Raw genomic sequence first — 17,532 nt, 5'->3', positions numbered from 1 at the left:
GTCGGGTGGGACGTGTCGGGCCGCCCGGGGTGCGGGTTGGTCACCGGGTGGCGTGCTCGCGGGCCGTCGTGGCGGCTTCCTTGGCCGACCCCTCGTACACGGGGCCGTGACCGGGCAGGAGGATGCCCGCGTCCACGTTCTCGAGCACGGCCAGCGAGTCCAGGGCCCGGGCCCGGTCGGTGTGGAACATGTGGGGCAGCAGTTGAGGGCCGCTGATCCGCGACGTGGGATGCGCGGTCACTAGGGCGTCGCCGGTGATCAGGATGCCGCTGCCGGGCAGATGGTAGGCGCTGTGCCCCTTGGTGTGACCCGGTGTGTGCAAGGGCACCGGCGCACCTGGCAGATCCAGCTCACCCGGTACGGGGAAGGCCTCCGGCTCGCAGACGGGAACATGCGTGGTTCCGCCGGCCCGGAGCGCGTGGACGGCCCACGGAAGCACACCGGGCCGCCAGCCCTGCGCGAGCACCTGTCCAACGGATACCTGGTTGAGGAAGTCGCGGCGGGCGTGCGGCACCTCCTCCCGGTGCATGAGCACCGGCACGTCGTACAGGGCGCGCAGGTGTTCGGCGGTGCCGATGTGGTCGTTGTGCGCATGCGTGACCAGGACGGCGGCCACGGAGCGCGGGTTCAGGCCGACCGCCTCCAGCGAGGCCAGCACAGCGTCGCGGTCGCCGGGGTAGCCGGTGTCGATGAGGGTGCAGCTGTCGCCGTCCTTGACGATGATCCAGTTGGTGTTGCTGCCGGACACTGTATAGACGTTGCTCTCGACGCGGACGATGTCGTCCTCACGCTGAAGCCTCGGCATGGTCGTTGTGGTCCTCTCGTCGTGATGGCACCCCAGGGGCCCTGTCACCGAGCGAGGGGCCCTTCCTTCCCGCGCCGCGCGCCGATGTCACGGCGACGGAGAGCGACCGGTGGGAGCGCTCCGGACGAGGCCATCGGGATCGCGGACGGGGATCCGAACACAAACCTACCTGAGCGCGGACGAGGATCGGCGAACAGCCAACCTTTGTACATCAGGGTTCCTCTGCAGGGAAGGTTGGTCATACATGTGCTACTCCTGTTCACGGAGTGGCCAGCGGGGCATGCATGTGTGCGTGCGATGCGATTGCGAACACACCCGGCTGCCTACGGGCCGGGCGGCGCCGGCAGGCCGACTTCCGCGGTCGCGCCCCTCCAGGGCTGTTCCAGCGTCTCCACGCACCCGCACGAGTCGCTCACGGCCTCGCACACGGAGTCTCTCAGCGCCATTACGGCTTCGAGCAGCTCCGCCGGCAAGGGAGCGTGCGGCGAGGCCGGGCGCAGCCCCGGGCGGCTACGGCCCCACAACGGCCCCTGCGGCCGTGTCCTCGGCGTCTCCAGGACTCCCTTCCCGGGTTTCCATGCGCCCACCGCGCCACCGGCCTTCACCACGCCGGAGTCGCGGACGGGGGCCGGTCCGGAGGCCAGCGCACGAGCCTCCCGCACCAGGCGGCACCAGCACCGCGACGGGACGTCCAGCACCGCCTCGGGAGGGACCTGTTCGTCCTGAGGCAGGGCGCAGGTGGCCGGCGGCAGCCGCAGGTTCGCGGCCGTCATCACGGCGGTGGCACGGGCCGCGACCTCGGCGCGGGCCGTCGTCAGCGCCTCCAATACGCTGTCGCCGAGCTGCGGGGCCGTCATCTGTCGGAACCGTTTGTCGACGAAGCGGACCCCCGCCGCGCGACCGTCAGTGCCCACGGTGACCTCCACGACGCCGTCTCTGGAACGCGCCGTCACCGAAAGCGCCCTCATCTGTTCCCGGGCCCTGCTCAGAGCCCCGTATTGCTCGGCGAAGTCAGCAAGGACCTGCTCCAGACGGCTTCCCGGTGGCGTGTTCATCGTCCTCCTCTGCCGGTGAAGCCACCCGCGGGCGGCATGACCTCGGAAACGGCCGAGAGGGTCGTGTCGCTCCCGGACACCGTCGGTGTCCGCTCACGTCCGGCCCGCGCGAATCCACCCGTCCCGTGCCCGCCCCCGCCTCTCCGGCATCCTCGCTGCATGTGACCGGAAGAGGAAGAGGAGGGCTGTGCCGGAAGGCGACCCGGGCCGGGCCCTTCCGATACACGAAGGACACGAGCGGACCGCACATCGGGTTCACACACCAGGCAAACGTCGAGCATCGGCCGCCAGAGACGCTGTCACACACGCGGTGCTGATCACCCGGACACCACACCATCCATTCAATCGCCTCGTCATCTTCACACGTGTTCGCTTGGAGGTGCTGGCTCTCCGGCAGGTCAAGACGGCTCGACCTACGTGACATACAACTCACATCTTGTATCTGTTTGAATTCTGTCAGGACGGGGAATGCGGATCAGGCTGAACAAATCCCCTGGTGAAGAGGTTTTCGCTGATCCGGGTCAGCCGCTTGTGTCACACACATGTCTCGAAACCCCGGCGCGGCACTCGGGCGACACAAATGCAGCATTTTTCTGGCACCTGCCGCTGACTACAGTGCGAGGGCGGGGGTTGCATCAGGCCTCCGGTCGCCGCACGAAGAGAACCAGGATGGTTCAGAACACTATGGTTACGCCCCTCACGGGTATGTCCCGGCCTGACCTGCTCGGCACCATCATGAGGGAACACAGGGACGGTCTTGTCTCGTACGCCGAGAAGATGCTCGGTGACCACGGACTCGCCGAGGACATCGTCCAGGAGACCACCATCCGAGCCTGGCGGAACATAGACCGTCTGCTCGGGATGGAGGGCTCGGTCCGCGGCTGGCTCTTCACCGTGACCCGGCACCTTGTCATCGACTGGGTGCGCAAGCCCCACGCACGACGGGAGGTCGTCGGAGTCACCTACAACGACCCCACCTCGGGCACCGACGACACCGAGGTCGTGCACGACGCCTTGGTCGCCCGGCCGCTGCTGCGTCGGCTGACCCCGGAGCACCGTGCCGTGCTGGTCCACATATATCTGTGCGACCGCAGCATCCAGGAGACCGCCGGCATCCTCGGAGTACCCGCCGGCACCGTCAAGAGCCGTCACCACAACGCCCTGCGAAAGCTGCGGAGCGTCGTCCGGCCCGAGGCTGCTTAGACAGTCGGGGCTGAGCCGACCGCAGGTCCCGGGCCATGGTGGCACCGGGATTTCGTCGGGTTCGGGGCATCTCGGGGTCAGAACCCGGTCGAGTCGAGGCACGTCTCCAGCGCCGAGGTCAGCCGGCGCCGGAACGTCTCGCCGCGGGGGTGGTGGCTGATGGTGCGGACCAGTTCCGGCAGCAGATACTGCTCGGCGACGATCCACTCGGCGGCGTTCGCGGGTCCGCTGAAGCGCTGGGGCTGCACACCCGGCCGCGGCGGCGGCAGGATCACGGTGGTGCGGTGCGGTGCGAGCAGCGCCGTGGCGGCGTCGGCGCTGTAGAGGTAGTGCTCGAACATCCGGGACAGCGCCTCGGACCGCGCACCGGGGGAGTCCAGGTACGAGCTCAGTTCCCCCGCGTACGTGCGCAGCAGTTCATGACAGGTGTACCGGCCGGCGGACAGTTCGACGAGCAGGTAGTGGTCCATCAGCTCGGCCATGTCCTGGCGGGTTGCGCGCAGGTTGGTGCCGGACAGGCTGGCCGCGGCCGGCATCGTGATGTCACGTGAGGGATGCAGGCTGAGCAGCCGGAACAGCCGAGCGGCGCTGCTGCTGAGCGACTCGTAGGAGCGGTTGAACGAACTGCGGGTGTTGGTGCGGGCATCGCGGCTGGACAGGGCGTCGAGGCAGTCGTCGGTGTCCTGGAGCCTGGCCGTGAGCGAGGCAAGCGGGAAGTGCGGTCGCACCAGTGCCCGGGCGGCGGCGACGGCCAGTGCCAGCGGCAGTCCGCCGCACAGCTCCACGACTTCCTCCGCCGCGGTGTGTTCGGCTCTGATCCGGTCGGTGCCCAGGCGCCGGTCGAGGAGTTCGAGGCCCTCCTCGCGGGTCATCGGGTCCAGGGTGATGATCCGGGCGTTGTCGGTGACGGCCAGGCCCTCCAGCCGCCGTCGGCTGGTGACGATCGCCAGACACCCGGGGGTGGCGGGCAGCAGCGGACGTACCTGTTCGCAGTCCTCCGCGTCGTCCAGGACGAGCAGCAGCCGGCGTCCGCCCAGGGCGCTGCGGTAGGTGGCGGCGAGTGCCGCGGCACTGGAGTGCGAACGATCGTTCTCCACACCCAGCGCGCCGAGCACCTCGGCGATGGCCTCGGCCGGGTCGAGCGGGGACTGGGAGGCGCGGTGGCCCTGGAGGTCGACGTAGATCTGCCCGTCGGGGAAGTGGTCGGCGACCATGTGGCCCCAATGCACGGCGAGTGTCGTCTTGCCGACGCCGGCCATGCCGCAGATGGCCGCGGTCATCGTGGGGGGCCGACTCTCGCCCTTGAGCGGCAGCAGCTCCAGGCACTGGCTCAGAGCCTGCTGGCGTCCGGCGAACGAGACGCAGTCCGCGGGCAGTTGGGTCGGCTTGCCGGTCTCCACGGGCTGGGAGGCCGGGGTGTTCGGGCAGCGGGAGACGCGGCGCTGCAGCAGGTGCTGTTGGGCGGCGCGGAGTTCGGGACCGGGCTCGACGCCCAGTTCCTCGGCGAGCGCCTGGCGGATGCTCTCGAACTGCTGCAGGGCCTCGGCCTGCCGGCCGGTGACGGCCAGCGCGGCGATCACCCGGGAGTGAAGCGCCTCGTCGAAGGGATGGCTCTCCACCGCCCGCCGCAGCACTGTCAGCACCTCCTCCGTGAGTGCGGGCGCCGCGGTCAGGACGGCGTCGGCTGCTTCTTTCACCGTCGCGACGAATTCGTGGCCGACCGAGGTGAACACCGGGTGCCGGGCGACCGTGGTCCCGGCGGCGACGACGGGACCACGCCACAGCCGGAGGGCTTCGATGAAGTCCTGCGCGGCCTGTGCGGGGGCGCCTGCCTTGACCGCGAGCTGTGCCTGGGCACGTAGGTCGCGGAAGCGCAGCAGGTCGGAGGTCGAGGTGTCGACCAGCAACCGGTAGCCGTCGGCGGCGCGGACGAGGTGTGCCGCGTTGGTCCGGCTGCGCAGCTGGGGTTCGAGTGTCCTGCGCAGCGCGCCGATGTGCCGGTGCACAACGTTGACCGCGCTGGTCGGCGGTTCGTCGTCCCACAGGATGTCGACCGCCTCGCTCAGGGTGAGCGGGCCGGGGGCGCGGAGCAGCAGCAGAGCGAGCAGGGCCAGGCGCTTCGGGGGGCCCAGGTCGATCTCCGTGTCCCCGCGTATCGCTCGCACGGTGCCGAGGATTGAGTAGCGCACTGTCGCGTCCATCTCGCGGCTGGCCTCGCTGTTTCTCATCTGGTGCTGCTGGTCGCCCGTCCGGTCTGCCGTCACCGCGTCGGCGGGGGCCCGAGCCTTCTCCTCCCGAGGAGTTCGTTGCCGAGCTCGCGAAGTGTAGCCATGTCGCGCGACATGTTTTAGCGGCTGGACGAGGAGTCCGGATCGACCGCTGTGGATGTCACGTATGCGCCCGGTGGGAGGCAGACATGTCGTGGATCTCGCTGGCGGAGGAGTGTGTGGCGTGGGGGGCTGTCGGCATGCCGGAGCGATGCCGTCGTGATGCAGGTGTCCGGGCGGAACCGGCCCTCACCGGAGTCCGCGGCCGGGACGGCTCCCGACGGGTTCGAGTGCTGCTGCCAGTGTGTCAACCGGAACCCGTCGCCGGATCGGTCGGCTGACTTAGCATTCCTGCGAGACCTGCCATCTCGGTACGTCGAATGACGACCAAAGTGTCCGGAGCCGGTCTTTCAGGCCTCTGAGCTGCTCCGTACCCCGGCCGTCCGGACATGAGGGCCTCCAGCCCGGAAACCGAGAATGACGGATCACGAGGAGGTGAACACGTTGCCGGAGACGGACGAGGTGTCTGCCGGCGAACATATGTCTCCGCAGGCACCGTGAACCCCACGGTGGTCCGTTCCCGTTGAATCTCATGACGGGCTTCTGCCGACCGATCGACTCCCGTGGAAGTCTGCTTCACCGGCATGTGGACCGGGCCGTGACGCTGGTGAGAGGAGGAGCCCCATGTACGTCCTGGTCCCCGACGATCCGGTGTTCTTCGCGAAGTTCCAGAGCCTTGAAGAACCGCTTCTCCGCCATCTGTACCAACTCCACAGCTCAGGTCCGGAGTCGGACGACGAGCGGATCATCTCGGATGCCTACGACAGCTGGGTACAGGTGCTGCTGAAGCTGCCGCTGTGGTCCCAGTGGCACACCGGAGACACCTCGGCCGACTCCGCGTCGGCGGAGCGGCCCCGATACGCCCTCTACAGCGCGCGCGGAGACCAGTTGACGAGCTTGTATCCGATCGAGCTGACGGCAGCCGAGCTCGGGCACCTGATGGCCTGCCTCGACCTCTTCGTGGGAAGCGACCCGGCCTGGCACGCGGTGCCGGGCCAGATGTGCGCCGAACCGCCGGACCGGGAGGAGGGCCTCACCGAGGTCTTCCGGCGCGTCATGGACGTGCTGCTGCTGCCGCCCCCACAAGGCCTGCTGGGCGCTCTGCGGCGGATCGTGCCCGAGGGGTCCGTCGTCTCCGTGACCCTGCCGGACGAGCAGGAGGCGGAGTACCGGCGCTTCTGCGAGGAGATCGTGACCATCCTCAGCGCGGGCGACCCCTTCGCCTTCCGCAGCCACCGAGCCATGTATCTCTGACACACGTAGGGGGCTGAACCTTTCTGGCGGCTGTCGCGTTCTCGAGATGGAAGGCTCTGCTGTCGGACACGCGGACGGCCGAGCCGTGACGGGATCTCCAGCCACGCCCGTGGTCCGGTTCCCGTCCCCGCACCGGCGGCCGGAGTCCCCCTCGGGTCGCCAGTGCGTACCTCTCGTCGTGGGGACGGATCCCCCAAGGACACCCGTCAGCTCAGGGCCCCATTCCGAGGCCTGTCCCGCTGCGGCCCGCTTCCGCTTTCCCTGTGGCGGAAGCGGGCCGTACACGTGCCGTCAGGACGGCGAGCGCAGGGCGTCCACCGGCTCCATCCGTGCCGCCCGCAGCGACGGGTACAGACCCGCGAGCAGGCCCACGAGGGCGCCGGCCACCGGGGCGCCCAGAGCGAGCCGCAGATCCAGCACCGGCGTCCACTCCTTGACGCCCGCCACAGACACCACGACGACCACACCGACCGCCGCGCCCACGACCCCGCCCAGCAGTCCGATCGCTGTGGACTCGGCGAGGAACTGCCCGGCCACCTGACGCCGGGACGCACCGAGGGCACGCCGCAGGCCGATCTCGCCGACCCGCTCCATCACCGTGACGAGCGTGACGTTGGCGATGCCGATCGCGCCGACCACCAGCGAGACCAGACCGAGGACCAGGAACAGGCCGTTGACGTCGCCCTGCACGCCCTTGCGGGCCTTGGACAGGTCCGGCGGAGCGAGCACGGTCAGGGAGTCCGCGTGGCCGGGCGCCAGCGCGATCGGAGCCTGCCGGGCCACCTGCTGCGCCGCGCCGAGGGAAGTGTTGATCAGAACCCGGGTCAGGTTCTTCAGCCCCATCCGGTCCGCCCCTGTGGTCGGCGGCAGGATCACGGAGGTCGACAGGCGCTGTTCGCGCTGGATGCCACCGAGCACGCCGATCACGGTGTACGACTGGCCCTTGAAGAAGACGGCAGGTGCTTGCCCCACGTCGTCGATGCCGAGCAATTGGGCCGCCTGGTCTCCGAGGACGGCCACCCGGTCGTGCCGTGCGATGTCGCCGGCGTCGAAGAACCGGCCCGAGACCATGGCGCCGCGGACCGCGGTGGGCAGGTTCGCGGTCGCCGAGAACACCGCCAGGGTCTGACCGCTCACCGCCCCGGGCGCGACCACGTCGTTGGCACGTACCTGGACGTTGGAGGTCTCGTCCGACTCCGCTATCGCGGCGGCCGAGGTGACTCCGGCCAGGCGGGTCACCGCATTGACACCGGACCAGGGAACCGCCGCGGGGGCGTCCGTATCGGGCGAGGGACGGGGCGCCACCACGGACACCGAGGTGGCGGTGAGGGCGTCGAAGCGGCCGACGATCTGGTTCGCGGCCGTCGAGGCGATCCCGATCGTGATGACCAGGGTGCCGATGCCGAGCACCGTCCCCAGAGTCGTCAGGGCAGAGCGCACGGGCCGTGCCAGTACGCCTGCCAACGCCTCCGACCACAGGTCCCGCGGGTCCATCCGGGGCCGGTCGTGACGGCGGCCGCGGCGCCGGCGGGGAAGACCGTCCCCCTTCCGGTGAAGCGCCCGCCGCGGGACACCCTCCTTGGACCGCACACCGTGTTCCCCGCTGGGTGGGTCCTCCGTCCGGCGGATCCGGTATCCGCCGCGCAGGGGGATCGTCATACCTCCTCCTGACTGAGCCGGCCGTCGCGGATCCGCACGCGTCTGCTCGCCCGTGCGCTCACCGCGTCGTCGTGCGTGATCACCAGCAGTGTCATGCCCTGCCCCTGGAGCACGTCGAAGAGTTCCAGCACCGACTCGGTGTTCTCGCTGTCGAGGTTGCCGGTCGGCTCGTCGCACAGCAGCAGCGCGGGCTCGCCCAGCAGGGCGCGGGCGATGGCCACCCGCTGCCGCTCGCCGCCGGACAGCCGGCCCGGCAGGAAGCCGAAGCGGTGGCCGAGCCCGACCCGGGCCAGTGCCTCACGCGCCCGGTCCCGCCGGGAGCCGCGCCCGTGGCCGGAGCGTGGGGCGCGGTAGACCTCGGACAGCATCACGTTCTCGTCCACGGTCCGGTACGGCAGCAGATGGAAGGACTGGAAGACGAAGCCGATACGGCTGCCGCGCAGCGCGGTCCGCTCCAGGTCGGCGAGCTCGTTGGTGAGCACCCCGTCCAGCCAGTACGCGCCTGAGGTGGGGCGGTCCAGCAGACCGAGGACGTTCAGCAGCGTCGACTTCCCGGACCCGGAAGGGCCGACGACCGACAGGTGCTCCCCGCGGCGGACCATGAGGTCCACTTCCCGCAGGGCGTGCACCGGCGGATCGGCGTCGAAGACCCGGCCGACCGAGTCGAGCCGTATCACGATGTCCGGGCCCGGCGCCTCGTGCGGCGGGGGCGCCGGGGCCGGCGCGGACCTTCGCGTCACTGTCCGACCACCACCAGGTCGCCCTCGTCGAGGGGCGTACCGCGTGGGGTCACCGCGACCTGTCCGGCGGCGGACAGGCCCACCGTGACGGGCACGTCGACGATCTTGCCGTCGCGTCGCACCTGTACCCGGGCCCGCCCGTCGGCGGTGGTGTGCACGGCGGCGACCGGTACCACGAGTGCGGCACCCTTCGAGGAGCCGAGATCGATGGTGATCTTGGCGGTTCCGCCCGCCTGGCCCCGCAGCGCACCGGGCTCGGGAACAGAGACGGTCACCGGCACGGTCGCGGACGGGTCGGTGGAGCCGCCACCGGAACCGCTGTCGCTCTGCGCCGAGTCGCCGATCTTCGCCACCACGCCGCTGACCTGGTGGCCGTCCGGAGTCTCCACGCGTGCCGCCATGCCCTGGTGCAGTTGGCCGGCGTCCGCCGCGGGCATGTCGGCGTGCACCTCGATGTCCGAACTCGTCACGGTCGCGACCGCACCGTCGGGGATGGCCCCGACGTGTACGTTGACCTTGTCGACCCGCACCGGAAGATTCGGCAGGAACACGACCTCGCCGGCCGGCACTTTCGTGCCGTAGGACGTCAGGAACTCGCTCAGTGCGTGGTTGGCCCGGTCGAGCTGATCCCGTGCGGACTTGAGCTGGAGGCTGTGCTCCAGGCCCGAGGTCGGCGGCGTGGACGCGTCCTCGGACCCGTTCTGGCCGCCCTGCGCCTGCAGCACGGCGATCTGGGCCTGGGTGACGGCCTCCTCCAGATCACCGCGCTGCTTCTCGTCCTCCGCGCTGGGCGTCTGCGGCTCATACCCGTTGCTCTCGTACCACTTGGTCACCGCGGTCGCGGTGCCTGGTCCGAAGTGGCCGTTGGTGCCTCCCGGGTCGTGTCTCAGCCTGCGCAGGGCGATCTGCAACTGGCGGACGTCCTCACCCGAGATTCCGGGCGTGAGCGTGCGGTACATCGGCACCGAACCGCGCAGTACGAACACCGGACGTCCGCTGATCTGCATCAGCACGCTGCCCTCGGTCAGGGTGGCGCCCAGCTTCGGTGCCTTCGTCACGAGCTGGGCGGCAGGTGCGTCGGCCGGCGCACCGCTGGTGGCGACGGCTCCGCCCGGGGAGACCGTCTGGGGGGCACCGAACGCCACGGTGCCCTGGGCCACCACGGTCGCCGTCAGCTTCCGGTGCTCCACGGGGACCGTGACCGGCCCGGCCTTGGGGGGCCGGTGAGCGGCGGCGGCGTCGGCCGGGGACTGCATCCCCAAACCCGCGAACCAGCCGGCCGCGCCGACGGCGACCACCGCGGCGACGACGACTGTGACCTGCTTGCCGCGGGTCTGCGGCATACGGAGTCTGCGCTGCTTCATCCGGTGATGCCCTCGAACGGGTGCTTGGCGTACTTGGGGAAGTATGCTGCGCGGAAGTCCTTGCCGCAGGCCAGGTCCTTCAGAGCCAGGCCGATCTCCTGGTTCAGCTTCGTGCGGGCCTGCGCCGCGCCGACGCTCTCCGGGTTCGCGGGCTGCTGGTTGCCCACCTGGAACTTCACCATCTCACCAATGGACGTCGGCTGCGTGGTGGTGACGTTGATGCCCTCCTTGGTCAGGCAGGACGCGTACGACTGGGCGAGGGCGACGAGCTGGGAATCGCCGTTGAGCGCCTGCTGGTTGGCCAGGTAGCGCTCCCGTTCCTCGGCCGCCTGCTTCTCGACCTCCGCCTTCGACTTGTCCGGTCCGTACGCCTTCTCCCGGCCCTTCTTCGAACAGCCCCCGTTGCCCGTCTCGCCTGCGAGTGCGGCCTTCCAGGCCAGTTGCTGCGACATCGGAAGAGCGTGCAGGTACGCGGAGTCCGGGTTGGGCGGGCCGGCGTCGTTGAGTTTGGGGTCGTTGCGGTAGACCACCCTCGCCCACAAGCCGTATCCGTACTTCTGCCGGTACTTCTTCGCAGAGGCGTAGTCCTCGCCGTCGACGGGGTTGGCTGCGCCCGAGTCCTCCGGAGCCACGTGCGGGGTGTAGGTGAATCCCTCGGCGCGCATGCACGCGGCGATGGTGTTCTCCTCGATGTACTTCTTCTTGGTCTCCTCATCGGCGTCGACCGGGATCGCCAGGTCGCCGTTGGCCGCAGCGGCGGTCGCGGACGGCTGCCCGCCCTTGCCGGACGACGTCGTGGAGGTGGAGTCGCCGCCGTCTCCCGAACAGGCCGACAGGGAGAGCACTCCGACGGCCGCCACCGCAGGCCAGATGAGGTGCTTCTTGAACGTGCGAGTCATGTGTATCCACCAGGTGTGTCTGGTCGGGCGCGGATGTCGCGCTCCTCTTCGGTCGCTTCAACCGGGTGGAGGGAACGGCAGGTTGCATCGCCGTCCGCGTGTGTGATGTAGTTCACGTTTTAAGTTGTTAGGTTCCTGTGAGGTCGGGCAACCGGACGGAGGGCTCTTCCGTGTGACAGGTGTGAAGGCACCTTCTGCACCGGGAGTGGAATGACAACAGCGGGGGACACCGCCCCGAACTTCGAGGAGTTCGTGACGGCGCGCGGACCCAGACTCCTCAGGGTGGCCTGGCTCCTGACGGGCGACGCACACCTCGCGGAGGACCTGCTGCAGACAGTGCTGGCGAAGGTTTGGTCCAAATGGCGCAAGATCGGTTTGGAGAACCCGGAAGCATATGTGCGTAAGGCCCTGGTCAACACCCATATGTCGTGGTGGCGGCGGCGCTGGCGGGGCGAGATCCCGCACGAACACGAACGGATGCCCGAGGGGACGGGTGCCGGCGATCCGTTCGACGCCGTGGACCTGGAACAGTCACTCGCCCTGGTCGTCCGGCGGCTGCCGCCCCGGCAGCGGGCGGTAGTGGTTCTGCGGTACTTCGAGGAGCTGAGCGTGCAGGAGACCGCCCAACTGCTGGGCTGTCACTCCGGCACCGTGAAGAGCCAGGCGGCCAAGGCGCTTCAGACGCTCCGAGCGGAGCTGGAAACCGAGCCCGGGGTGTGGAAGGGGATCGACAGTCGTGACCGCCGAGCCGTATGAGGAGCAGTGGGACGAGACGGAGCGGGCGGTCCGGAGCCTCCTAAAGACGGTGGTGCCGGCGCCTGGCGCACCGCCCGACCGGATGGCCGGCATCAGGCGGAAGGCGCGGCGCCGCCGTCGGCGCACCGCGACGACGGTCGGGGCCGCGGTGACTGCCGTCTCGGCCCTCGCCTTCGTGCTGCCCGGGCTGCGTGCCCACGACCTCGCGAGCCGGGAGAGGTCTGCGGCCTCAAAGCCGACCGCACTCGTACGCGGTCCCGCCGCATCGGCGCGCCTGCTCGGGCCGCAGAAGGGGGTGACGGTCACGGTGCCGCAAGGGTGGTACGCGCTCTCCGTAGACGACGCGCGCGGGGGACCCGTGGCCTTCATCGCGTCCCAGCCGCTGTCCCGGCCGGCCCGCGGTGCGTGCGTGAGCGGCCCGCATCAGGCGGTGCGCACTTGTCGGCCGCTCTCCCGGCTTGCCAGGGGAGGCGCGCTCATCGTTCTCCGGCACGCCGGCAAGAGCGACGTGGCAAGCGGCATGGCCTCGTCACCGGTGAGCCCTTCGGTGGACGGCTGTGAAAGCGTGGCGTCGAAGGGCGAGTCGTTTCTCTGGAAAGTCGGGGCCGCCCCCGTCGTACTGGAGGTCTCCGACTGCCAGGACGCTTCAGTCACAACGCAGATGAGCCGTGCCGCCTCGAAGGTCCTGAACAGCATCACCCCGGCCGACGGAACCTGACCCGCGCCGCTGCGGGCGTGCCGAGTGCTCCACGCGCCAGGCTCTTCCGGAGAACCGTCACCGGGCCGTCGAGGCCGGCCAGCTTCTCGCGGATGACGCGGGCGTCGTCGTACATGCCGGCGGTGTTGTCCGGGTCGGCCGACGCGCTCGGCAGGTCGACGGTCTCCACCTGCCAGCCGAGCGCGGTGAGTTCGGGAGCCAGTAGCTCCCAGCACCAGGAGCCGTGCCATGCACCGTGGACGAGCAGGATGACGGGTTCGTTGCGCGTTGCGCTGATCATGCGGGCAGGACTTCCTCGAAGAGAACCATGGGTTCGGCGGTGGGCACACGAAAGGCAGATGTCTCGCTCGTCCCGCCCGTCAGCCTGGGTAGTGTGCTGTGTGACGGCCATGCTCGGCCGTCCGCCGGACATGCGTGTGCGTTCCGCGCCGCGACCGGCCCAGTAGTCCGGGAAGGAGGTCGCGTGGATCCGTTGGAGGACGTTCTCGCGCTGTTGGACACCCGCGGTCACCTCTCCGCAGGCCTGGTGGCGGGCGGCGACTGGGCCGTGGACTTCCCGCCGCCTCCCGGCGTGAAGTTCAACGCCGTCCGGCGCGGGAGGTGTCTGCTGGAGGTCGACGGTGTGCCCGAGCCCGTCGCGCTGGCGGAGGGCGACTGCTTCCTCCTGACCCGGCAACGCGGCTTCACACTCCGCGGCGCCCCGGGTGTCCCCGCGGTTCCGGCAGGCCCCCTCTTCGCGAAGGCCGCCGCCGGAGTGGCCCACGCGGGCGACGGCGACGAGGTGCACCTACTGGCCGGCCGCTTCTCCTTCGGTGCGCGCCCAGAAACTCCTGCTCGACGGGCTTCCACCGGTCATCCACCTGCCGGCCGGCACGAGCCGGGCACAGACGGTGCGTTGGGTGCTCGATGCGATCGACGAGGAACTGCGCAACCGGCGGATGGGAGCCACCCTGGTCACGGAGCACCTCGCGATCGTCATGCTCGTGCATGTGCTGCGCTCCCATCTGGCGAGCGAGTCCGCCACCGAACCCGGCTGGCTCGCGGGCCTGGCCGACCCCGCGGTCGCCGCGGCGCTGGCCTGCGTACACCGTGACCCAGCACATCCGTGGACGGTCGCCGAACTGGCCCGGGCGGGATCAGTCTCCCGCACCGTGCTCGCCACGCGGTTCAAGAAGGCGGTCGGCCAGGGGCCGCACGAGTACCTCACTGCATGGCGGATCGAACTTGCGGCCAAGCAACTGCGCAGGGGTGAGAGGACCGTCTCCTCCATCGCACACGCCGTCGGCTACGGCTCGGACAGCGCTTTGAGTACCGCGTTCAAACGTGTCATGAGGCCTCGCCCCGGGACTACCGGGAGCACCCGGATTCCGCGGAGAGACGCGAATGCAGTGACATGTCTCTCTTGTGATACGTTCCGTGATCGGCCGGTCCTGGCGAACTGCGTGTGCCCGCCCGCAGAGGTGTGAAGACGGCACAGGCTTACGGAAGGACCGTCTCTCTCCTCGTTCTACCGAAGACGTCCAGCGTCGGGCAGCGACCGCCGGTCCGTCATGCGCGGACGCCCGTCGGTGGTCAGTCGGGCTGCCGTCTTCGCCTCACGGCACGCATACAGAGAAGAAGGGCCCACGGATGTCCGCCACGCAGGTGCCGGTCAAGGAAGGCACCCGTCTCTTCGAGGAACTGCTCGCCGTCCACGCCGTCATGACCCGGGGGGCGGAGCTTGTCGCCGGCTCCTTCACCCGGCTGGCGGGTGGTGCGGCCGTAGATACGAAGGCCCTGGTGACGACCGCGCAATGGCTTGTCGACCTCGTGCGCCATCACCACCGAAGTGGGGACGAACTGCTCTGGCCGGTGCTGCGGGCGCGGTTTCCCCTGGCGCTTCGCCGTCTGGACCGGCTGACAGAGGAGGACGACGCGGTCGCCGAAGGACTCGACGACCTGGAGGGCGTCATCGCACGGATCCGCGACGAACGCACGGTCGGCGGATCGGCGGCGTGGGGGTACGCGATGAAGGAGGGGACGCTCACCTCTCACCGGATCCGGGACGGACTGCACAAGCAGCTCGCCGTCGAGGAACCGTTGCTGCGAGGACTGCTCGCCAAGGTCCCGGACGAGGACATACCGAGCCTGCGCAGGGCGGTGAACGACATCCTGCCGCGCAGCCGGCCGCACCTGGTCTTCGGATTCCTGGAGCACCCCCGGCCCGTCCCCGCCCGGGAACGTGTGCACGCCTACTTTCCGCAGCACGTGTGCTGGGCCCGGGGGCTGCTCACGAACAGGTTCCGCAAGGCTCTCAGGGAGCTTGCCGCCGACTGAGTCCCGCGTCCGCCGGGACCTGCGCCGCCCAGGTGAGGGGTCGTCAGCGCGCGGTCACGGCGGGCGCGGTCTTCTTGCGGGCCCGGTAGGCGGCGGCCTTGATCTTGTTGCCGCAGGACTCCATGCCGCACCACTGGCGCCGCATGCCCCGGGAGTGGTCGATGTAGACCCGCGTGCACTCGGGGTTGCCGCACTCCTTCATCAGGGGGACGTCCGGGCCGCTGAGCAGTTCGACGGCCTGTCGGGCGACGGTCGCGAGGGCCTGCGCGGGGGTCGCCTCGGTGAGTCGTCCGGTCGGGGTGAGCTGCGGCGTCGCGGGCGTCTTCCGCGCCGCGGCGTTGACGGCCTCGAGGGCCTTGGGGTCGAAGTCCTCACCGAGCCGACGGCCGGTGACGAGTCGGTAGATGGCCTCGCGCACGGCGGTGGCCTCCCGGACGTCGTCCTCGTCGCCGGGCGTGATCGTGTCCACCAGCCCGGACTCCAGGTACCAAGCATTCAGCCGCTCCGGCGTCACGAACATCTCGAACCGGGTCGAGCGTCGGGCCCGGAGCGTGGCCGCGAAGTCGAGGGCTGGATGACCGCATACGAATACATGGTTAAGATTCACATCACCATCTTGACAGGTGACTCCGATCGAACGCAAGGCTCGTCACCACTCCAGGCGGTGCCCTGCGCCGCGGCGCGATCGAGATCGTACGGCACCGGGTGCGGTCCGCGCAGGTCAGGACGGTGAAGGAACCGCATCGAGGTGGTGGACCGGGAGCGGCTCAGAGCCGCGATCGCGCCGGTGCCGCCTCCTCCCGTCGGCCGCGGCCTGGTTCCAGCCGTAGTTCGCGGCCCTGCCACCGCCGACGCAGCCAGCGGTCGTGGCTCGCCACTACGATCGCGCCGGGACCCGGACCCAACGCGGCCTCCAACTCGTCGCACAGGGCGGGGGAGAGGTGGTTGGTGGGCTCGTCGAGCAGGAGCAGCTGGGGCGGCCGGGCCACCAGCAGCGCCAGCGCCAGGCGCCGACGCTGTCCCACGGACAGCTGTCCGACCGGCTTGTCGAGGTCCGCCTCGTGCATCAGACCGAGGGAGCCCAGCGGCACCTTCTCGGCCCGCGCCGCTCCCAGCGACAGCTCGTAGGTGTCCCGGACCGTGCGGTCGGGCCGGTCGAAGACGGTGTCCTGGGTGAGCAGCCCCACCGTGAGCCTGCGGCGCTTGTGCACCTCGCCCTCGGCCGGGAGGCGTCCGGCGAGTACGGAGAGCAGCGTCGACTTGCCCGCCCCGTTGCCGCCGGTGACCAGCAGCCGGTCGGTCGGCGACACCTCCAGACCGTCCAGCGCGAGCCGCCCCGGCACTCGTACGCCGTGCAGCGACACCAGTGGCTGCGGGCGCTCCTCGCTCCGCGCGGCGAGTTCCCCGCCCGCGAACCGCAGCGGCCGGGGCGGCTCGGCGACCTGGGCGCGCTCCAGCTCCTCCAGCCGCCGGGTGGCGTTGCGCACCCGGCGGGAGATCTGGTTCTGCACCCGGCCGGCCCGGTGGCCGTAGCCCATCTTCTCGTTGTCGGTACGGCCCCGATCTGGCGCGACCCGGTGCGCGGTCACGCCCGCCGACTGCCGCAGCTCCGCCAGTTCCTGCTGTTCCTCGGCGTAGTGCCGTTCCCACCGCTCCCGTTCGGCGCGCTTCTGCGCCAGGTAGGCGGTGTAGTTGCCGCCGTAGCGGACCGGACCGTCCACCGCCGGGTCGAGGTCGATCAGATCGGTGCATACGGCGTCGAGGAACGCCCGGTCGTGGCTGGCGATCACCACGGTCCCGGGCAGGCCGCGGATTTGCTCCTCCAGGAAGGCGGCGGCGCCGTCGTCCAGGTGGTTCGTCGGCTCGTCCAGCAGCAGCGCCGACGGCCGCCGTACGAGCAGTGCGGCCAGGGCCAGCCGACCGCGCTGCCCGCCGGAGAGCGAACTGAGCGTGCGGTCGTGCCCGAACGCGCCGAGGCCCAGGCCGTCCAGCACCAGGGCGGCGCGACGGTCGGCGTCCCAGGACTCCCGGTCCTGGGCCTGCTCCAGACGTCTGCCGTAGGCGCCGAGAAGCTCCTGGTGGCCGGGGTCGTCCTCGGAGACGAGGGCCAGCTGCTCGCCGAGCCGGTCCAGTTCGGCGAGGTCCTCGCGGGCCTCGCGCAGCGCCTCGTCCAGCACCGCGGCGATGGTCGAGCTGGCGTCGAATTGCATCTCCTGATGGAGGAAGCCGAGGTCGGCGGGGCGGGTGACGCGTCCCGCGTCGGGTTCGTCAACACCGGCGAGCACCCGCAGCAGGGTGGACTTGCCGACGCCGTTCTCCCCGATCAGGCCGATGCGGTGGCCGGGGGAGGCGGTCAGGGAGATGCCGTCGAGGACGCGTCGGCCGCCCAGGTTGCGGACGAGGTCGTGAGCGAGCAGAGCGGGCTGAGGCACGGGA

16 protein-coding genes and 1 pseudogene are annotated in these 17,532 nt (G+C 70.2%); 7 read left to right on the top strand and 10 right to left on the bottom strand.

Going from position 1 to position 17,532, the window contains the following annotated elements; translation table 11 throughout:
* Positions 1–40: 40 nt before the first annotated feature.
* Together ACFY4A_RS22915 and ACFY4A_RS22910 are read right to left on the bottom strand one after the other, a co-directional pair.
* Positions 41–805 (bottom strand): MBL fold metallo-hydrolase, encoded by a 765-nt coding sequence (locus ACFY4A_RS22915; protein ID WP_390831226.1) that lies wholly within the window; start codon positions 803–805, stop codon positions 41–43.
* Positions 806–1,128: 323 nt separating this feature from the next.
* Entirely contained in the window at positions 1,129–1,860 is a 732-nt protein-coding gene (locus tag ACFY4A_RS22910) for a YbaB/EbfC family nucleoid-associated protein (RefSeq protein WP_390831225.1), read from the bottom strand.
* 705 nt (positions 1,861–2,565) lie between these two features.
* On the opposite strand from ACFY4A_RS22910, the gene ACFY4A_RS22905 reads away from it, so the two are divergent.
* Positions 2,566–3,063: a sigma-70 family RNA polymerase sigma factor gene (locus ACFY4A_RS22905; protein WP_390831224.1), complete on the top strand. Its 498-nt coding sequence runs from the start codon at positions 2,566–2,568 to the stop codon at positions 3,061–3,063.
* Positions 3,064–3,140: 77 nt separating this feature from the next.
* Here ACFY4A_RS22905 and ACFY4A_RS22900 read toward each other — a convergent pair whose 3' ends face one another.
* Entirely contained in the window at positions 3,141–5,291 is a 2,151-nt protein-coding gene (locus tag ACFY4A_RS22900; protein WP_390831223.1) for a BTAD domain-containing putative transcriptional regulator, read from the bottom strand.
* Positions 5,292–6,014: 723 nt separating this feature from the next.
* Here ACFY4A_RS22900 and ACFY4A_RS22895 point away from each other — a divergent pair.
* On the top strand, positions 6,015–6,644 hold the full coding sequence (locus tag ACFY4A_RS22895; RefSeq protein ID WP_390831222.1) for a hypothetical protein: 630 nt from the start codon (positions 6,015–6,017) through the stop codon (positions 6,642–6,644).
* Positions 6,645–6,935: 291 nt separating this feature from the next.
* On the opposite strand, the gene ACFY4A_RS22890 is transcribed toward ACFY4A_RS22895, so the two are convergent.
* Genes ACFY4A_RS22890 through ACFY4A_RS22875 form a run of 4 tightly spaced genes read right to left on the bottom strand, consistent with a single transcriptional unit; the run spans position 6,936 to position 11,306 of the window.
* Positions 6,936–8,303: an ABC transporter permease gene (locus ACFY4A_RS22890; RefSeq protein ID WP_390831221.1), complete on the bottom strand. Its 1,368-nt coding sequence runs from the start codon at positions 8,301–8,303 to the stop codon at positions 6,936–6,938.
* Positions 8,300–9,043 carry an ABC transporter ATP-binding protein gene (locus ACFY4A_RS22885; protein WP_390728880.1) on the bottom strand — a complete coding sequence of 248 codons (744 nt, stop codon included), beginning with the start codon at positions 9,041–9,043 and terminating at the stop codon, positions 8,300–8,302. The genes ACFY4A_RS22890 and ACFY4A_RS22885 overlap by 4 nt, the downstream gene beginning before the upstream one ends.
* Positions 9,040–10,407 carry a peptidoglycan-binding protein gene (locus ACFY4A_RS22880; RefSeq protein ID WP_390831220.1) on the bottom strand — a complete coding sequence of 456 codons (1,368 nt, stop codon included), beginning with the start codon at positions 10,405–10,407 and terminating at the stop codon, positions 9,040–9,042. Before ACFY4A_RS22880 ends, ACFY4A_RS22885 begins: the two co-directional genes overlap by 4 nt.
* Positions 10,404–11,306, bottom strand: coding sequence for a hypothetical protein (locus tag ACFY4A_RS22875; protein WP_390831219.1), 903 nt, complete (start codon positions 11,304–11,306; stop codon positions 10,404–10,406). Before ACFY4A_RS22875 ends, ACFY4A_RS22880 begins: the two co-directional genes overlap by 4 nt.
* Before the next feature lie 210 nt (positions 11,307–11,516).
* Between ACFY4A_RS22875 and ACFY4A_RS22870 the strand changes: the two genes are divergently transcribed.
* Positions 11,517–12,062: a SigE family RNA polymerase sigma factor gene (locus ACFY4A_RS22870; RefSeq protein ID WP_390831218.1), complete on the top strand. Its 546-nt coding sequence runs from the start codon at positions 11,517–11,519 to the stop codon at positions 12,060–12,062.
* Positions 12,043–12,780 carry a hypothetical protein gene (locus ACFY4A_RS22865; protein WP_390728884.1) on the top strand — a complete coding sequence of 246 codons (738 nt, stop codon included), beginning with the start codon at positions 12,043–12,045 and terminating at the stop codon, positions 12,778–12,780. The genes ACFY4A_RS22870 and ACFY4A_RS22865 overlap by 20 nt, the downstream gene beginning before the upstream one ends.
* Here the strand turns inward: ACFY4A_RS22865 and ACFY4A_RS22860 are convergent.
* Positions 12,758–13,060, bottom strand: coding sequence for an alpha/beta fold hydrolase (locus ACFY4A_RS22860; RefSeq protein WP_390831217.1), 303 nt, complete (start codon positions 13,058–13,060; stop codon positions 12,758–12,760). The two genes, ACFY4A_RS22865 and ACFY4A_RS22860, sit on opposite strands and share 23 nt — an antisense overlap.
* Positions 13,061–13,087: 27 nt before the next feature.
* Here ACFY4A_RS22860 and ACFY4A_RS22855 point away from each other — a divergent pair.
* From ACFY4A_RS22855 to ACFY4A_RS22845, 3 genes and pseudogenes are all read left to right on the top strand, one after another.
* Positions 13,088–13,730, top strand: a pseudogene (locus tag ACFY4A_RS22855) (cupin domain-containing protein); the annotation flags it as partial.
* Positions 13,719–14,246: a helix-turn-helix transcriptional regulator gene (locus ACFY4A_RS22850; RefSeq protein ID WP_390831258.1), complete on the top strand. Its 528-nt coding sequence runs from the start codon at positions 13,719–13,721 to the stop codon at positions 14,244–14,246. The pseudogene ACFY4A_RS22855 and the gene ACFY4A_RS22850, both read left to right, overlap by 12 nt.
* A 163-nt stretch (positions 14,247–14,409) precedes the next feature.
* The gene (locus ACFY4A_RS22845) at positions 14,410–15,096 is read left to right on the top strand and encodes a hemerythrin domain-containing protein (protein WP_390831216.1); all 687 of its coding nucleotides are present in this window, start codon (positions 14,410–14,412) and stop codon (positions 15,094–15,096) included.
* 43 nt (positions 15,097–15,139) lie between these two features.
* Here ACFY4A_RS22845 and ACFY4A_RS22840 read toward each other — a convergent pair whose 3' ends face one another.
* A complete protein-coding gene (locus ACFY4A_RS22840) occupies positions 15,140–15,703 on the bottom strand; it encodes a CGNR zinc finger domain-containing protein (protein ID WP_390831215.1) in 564 nt (187 codons plus the stop codon).
* A gap of 160 nt (positions 15,704–15,863) precedes the next feature.
* Positions 15,864–17,528, bottom strand: a complete 1,665-nt coding sequence (locus tag ACFY4A_RS22835) for an ABC-F family ATP-binding cassette domain-containing protein (RefSeq protein WP_390831214.1) — start codon at positions 17,526–17,528, stop codon at positions 15,864–15,866.
* Positions 17,529–17,532 lie beyond the last annotated feature (4 nt).

Source organism: Streptomyces sp. NPDC001292 (assembly GCF_042896465.1).
Lineage (GTDB): Bacteria > Actinomycetota > Actinomycetes > Streptomycetales > Streptomycetaceae > Streptomyces.
This window is presented reverse-complemented; position numbering and strand designations above follow the sequence as displayed.

Coding starts and splice junctions, on each gene's coding strand:
- ACFY4A_RS22895 (WP_390831222.1), top strand. CDS start 6,015: ATGTACGTCCTGGTCCCCGACGATCCGGTGTTCTTCGCGAAGTTCCAG.
- ACFY4A_RS22910 (WP_390831225.1), bottom strand. CDS start 1,860: ATGAACACGCCACCGGGAAGCCGTCTGGAGCAGGTCCTTGCTGACTTC.
- ACFY4A_RS22900 (WP_390831223.1), bottom strand. CDS start 5,291: ATGAGAAACAGCGAGGCCAGCCGCGAGATGGACGCGACAGTGCGCTAC.
- ACFY4A_RS22905 (WP_390831224.1), top strand. CDS start 2,566: ATGTCCCGGCCTGACCTGCTCGGCACCATCATGAGGGAACACAGGGAC.
- ACFY4A_RS22845 (WP_390831216.1), top strand. CDS start 14,410: ATGTCCGCCACGCAGGTGCCGGTCAAGGAAGGCACCCGTCTCTTCGAG.
- ACFY4A_RS22880 (WP_390831220.1), bottom strand. CDS start 10,407: ATGAAGCAGCGCAGACTCCGTATGCCGCAGACCCGCGGCAAGCAGGTC.
- ACFY4A_RS22850 (WP_390831258.1), top strand. CDS start 13,719: ATGGGAGCCACCCTGGTCACGGAGCACCTCGCGATCGTCATGCTCGTG.
- ACFY4A_RS22875 (WP_390831219.1), bottom strand. CDS start 11,306: ATGACTCGCACGTTCAAGAAGCACCTCATCTGGCCTGCGGTGGCGGCC.
- ACFY4A_RS22860 (WP_390831217.1), bottom strand. CDS start 13,060: ATGATCAGCGCAACGCGCAACGAACCCGTCATCCTGCTCGTCCACGGT.
- ACFY4A_RS22870 (WP_390831218.1), top strand. CDS start 11,517: ATGACAACAGCGGGGGACACCGCCCCGAACTTCGAGGAGTTCGTGACG.
- ACFY4A_RS22890 (WP_390831221.1), bottom strand. CDS start 8,303: ATGACGATCCCCCTGCGCGGCGGATACCGGATCCGCCGGACGGAGGAC.
- ACFY4A_RS22915 (WP_390831226.1), bottom strand. CDS start 805: ATGCCGAGGCTTCAGCGTGAGGACGACATCGTCCGCGTCGAGAGCAAC.